This window comes from Nocardioides sp. (assembly GCF_025965415.1).
Classification (GTDB): domain Bacteria; phylum Actinomycetota; class Actinomycetes; order Propionibacteriales; family Nocardioidaceae; genus Nocardioides.
This window is the reverse complement of record NZ_JAOPWY010000137.1, coordinates 1-3,078: the sequence shown is the minus strand read 5'-3', so window position 1 is coordinate 3,078 and position 3,078 is coordinate 1. Positions and strand designations below refer to the sequence as shown.

Here is a 3,078-nt window from a genome sequence, read left to right as displayed (position 1 = left end):
CGGGCGGGGTGCCGGCACCGCCGGTCAGTTCGCGGTGTCGCAGGCCCGTCGGGCGGCGCGCGCCGAGGGCGCCGGCGACTCGGGGCTGTCCCGGCTGATCGAGCTGCACGCCTTCAACGCGGCCGGCGACGCGGCGGTCGCGATCTCGCTGGCCGGCACGCTGTTCTTCCAGGTGCCCACCGGCGAGGCGCGCGGCCAGGTGGCGCTGTTCCTCGGCCTGACGATGCTGCCGTTCGCGATCGTGGCGCCCCTGATCGGACCGTTCCTCGACCGCTTCAGCCACGGCCGCCGGTGGGCGGTCGGGGCGACGATGGCGATCCGGGGCTTCCTGTGCTGGGTGCTCGCGACCGCGGTGATCACCGAGTCCGGCTGGCTCTTCCCCGCGGCCCTGGGGGTCCTGGTCGCGTCCAAGGCCTACGGCGTCACGCGCGCTGCTGCCGTGCCGCGCCTCCTGCCCCCCGACCTCACGCTGGTGAAGGCCAACGCCCGGGTCTCGCTCGCCGGCGTCGTCGGCGCGGGCATCTCGGCGCCCCTGGCGATCCTGGCCTCGACGTTCGGACCCGAGTGGTCGCTGCGCTACGCCTTCGTGGTCTTCGTGCTCGCCACGATCTGGGCGATCCGCCTGCCCGAGAAGGTCGACGCGAGCCACGGCGAGGGCGAGCTCGTGCTGACCGGCTCGACCACCCCCGACACGACCAGCGCCGGGACGACGCGGCGACCGAAGACCCGGATCCCGGCCGCGGTGGCGTTCGCCCTGCGGGCCAACTGCGGGCCTCGGTGGCTCTCGGGGTTCCTCACGATGTTCATGGCGTTCCTGCTGCGCGACAACCCGATCGGCGACTGGAAGCCCGAGATCCTGCTCGGCCTGGTCATCGGCGCGGCCGGGCTCGGCAACACGCTCGGCATCGCCATCGGCTCGCTGCTCAGGAAGCTCAACCCTGCGCTGACGGTGGTGCTGGCACTGCTGGCGGACGCGGTCGTGGCGGTGGTGGCCGCCCTGTTCTACGGCCTGCCCACCCTCGTGCTGCTCGGGCTCACCGCCGGGCTGGCGCAGTCGCTGGCCAAGCTCTCGCTCGACTCCACCATCCAGCGCGACGTGCCGAGCCGGATCCAGGCGAGCGCGTTCGCCCGGTCCGACACCACGTTGCAGCTGGCCTGGGTGATCGGCGGGTTCGTCGGCATCGCGATGCCCCTGGTGCCGCAGCTGGGGCTGGGCATCGCCGCCGGCGTCCTGGGCGCGTGGGCGACCTTCGTGCTGGTCAGCCGTCCGCGCGCGGCGTCCGCGCCGCGCTGAGCGTCAGAGCTCGAGCTCGTCGGCGAGCGCGCGCAGCACCTTCGCCGTACCCCTCCCGGAGGCGCGCTCGGGGTGCCGACCGCGGCGGTAGGTCTCCTCGACGCCCTCGAGCATCTTGATGAGGTCCTCGACGATGGTGACCATCGCCTCGGGCTGCTTGCGCTGGGCGTTGCGCTGGTTGCGGGCGACGGAGGCGGGCGCGTCGACGACCTTCACCTGGAGCGCCTGGTCGCCACGGCGTCCCTGCGCGATGCCGAACTCGACCTTGGTGCCCGCCTTCAGCGTCTCGATGCCCTCGGGCAGGGCGTCGGAGTGGACGTAGACGTCCGGGCCGTCCTCCTGGGACAGGAAGCCGAAGCCCTTCTCCGCGTCGAACCACTTCACCTTGCCACTGGGCACGGGTCTTCTCCACTCAGCTCACTCAGCACCACGTGGGTTCACGGGCGCGGCACAGGATAGGCGCCGGAGCCGACGCTCCACCAACAGGTTGTCCCGGTCCTTTGATTTGGTGACGCCGCTGCTGGGACCATGGGAGGGTCGGTGACCTCGCCTGCAGGAGGCGGGACCCGACGAGGCATCAGGAGGGGTGGGCAACGTGTGGTCACTGCCGGTCGGGCGGATCGTCGGGTGCGGCCTGCTCGCGCTCTCCCTGACCCTTCCGGCAGCCGGCTCCGCCCTCGCCGACGACGCCGGCCCGGGCGCCTCCGGCTCGACGGCGCTGACCCTCGTCACCCTCCAGGGTCCCGGCACCGCCGCCGGCACGCGGGACGCCGCCGACCTGCTCGCCCGCCAGGACGTCCTCCTCGCCGCGATCGGCGCGGGCGAGCCCGTCTACCGCTGGACGACGGCGCTCAACGGGTTCGCCGCCCGGCTCTCCGAGGCCCAGGTCGCCGTCCTCGACGCCCAGCCCGGCATCGCCGCGATCGAGAGCGACCGCGTCCGCCCGCTCGCCGGACGTACGACGACGGCCGTGGTCCGCGGTAGCGCCACCAGTCCTCGCCTGCGCGGCGGCGCCGGTGTCGTGATCGGCGTGGTCGACACGGGCATCGCGCCCGAGTCCCCCGCCTTCGCGGAGGTCCCGGGCCTCGGTCGCGAACCCCGCGACTTCGCCGGCACCTGCGCCGAGGGCGACGGCTGGTCCGCCGACGACTGCACCCGCAAGGTCGTGGGCGCCCGCTGGTTCGTCGACGGCTTCGGCTCCGAGCGGGTCCGCTCGTCGGAGTCGCTGTCGGCTCGCGACGTCCTCGGGCACGGCACCCAGGTCTCCTCGGTCGCCGCGGGCAACGCCGGCGTGAGCGTCCGCGTCGACGCCCGCGACGCCGGTCGGTTCGGCGGCGTGGCCCCGCAGGCGCGCATCGCCGCCTACAAGGCGTGCTGGGGAGCCCCCGACCCCGACGACGACGGCTGCTCGACGGCCGACGTGGTCTCCGCGGTGGACGCGGCGGTCGCCGACCGGGTCGACGTCCTCAACCTCGCACTCGCCGGCGGCGACGGCATCGACACGCTCCAGCGCGCGCTGCTCGGCGCCGCCGAGGCCGACATCGTCGTCATCGGTGCGGCCGGCAACTCTGCCGGGTCGGCGTACGCCGCGCACGCTGCGCCGTGGGTGACCACGGTCGGCTCCGCCGTCGGCCGGATGTCGCGCGGACGCATCGCCGTGCCGGGCGGTCCCTCCTGGACCGGTGGCGGTCGCCCCGCCGCCGTGAGGGGTCGGGCCGTGCTCGCGCAGCGCGCGGCCGCACCCGGGGTGTCCCGCCTGGCTGCCGGCCAGTGCCGTCGCGGTG

At 74.5% G+C, this 3,078-nt stretch carries 3 protein-coding genes; 2 read left to right on the top strand and 1 reads right to left on the bottom strand.

Annotation, left to right across the window (positions count from 1 at the left end):
* Positions 1-1,294, top strand: a 1,294-nt coding sequence (locus JWN97_RS14205) for an MFS transporter (protein ID WP_297623752.1), incomplete at its 5' end; no start/stop codon positions are given.
* 3 nt (positions 1,295-1,297) lie between these two features.
* Here JWN97_RS14205 and JWN97_RS14200 read toward each other — a convergent pair.
* Positions 1,298-1,693, bottom strand: coding sequence for a cold-shock protein (locus tag JWN97_RS14200; protein ID WP_297623749.1), 396 nt, complete (start codon positions 1,691-1,693; stop codon positions 1,298-1,300).
* Between the two features lie 196 nt (positions 1,694-1,889).
* Here JWN97_RS14200 and JWN97_RS14195 point away from each other — a divergent pair.
* The coding region (locus JWN97_RS14195) for a S8 family serine peptidase (protein WP_297623746.1) at positions 1,890-3,078 on the top strand (1,189 nt) is incomplete at its 3' end.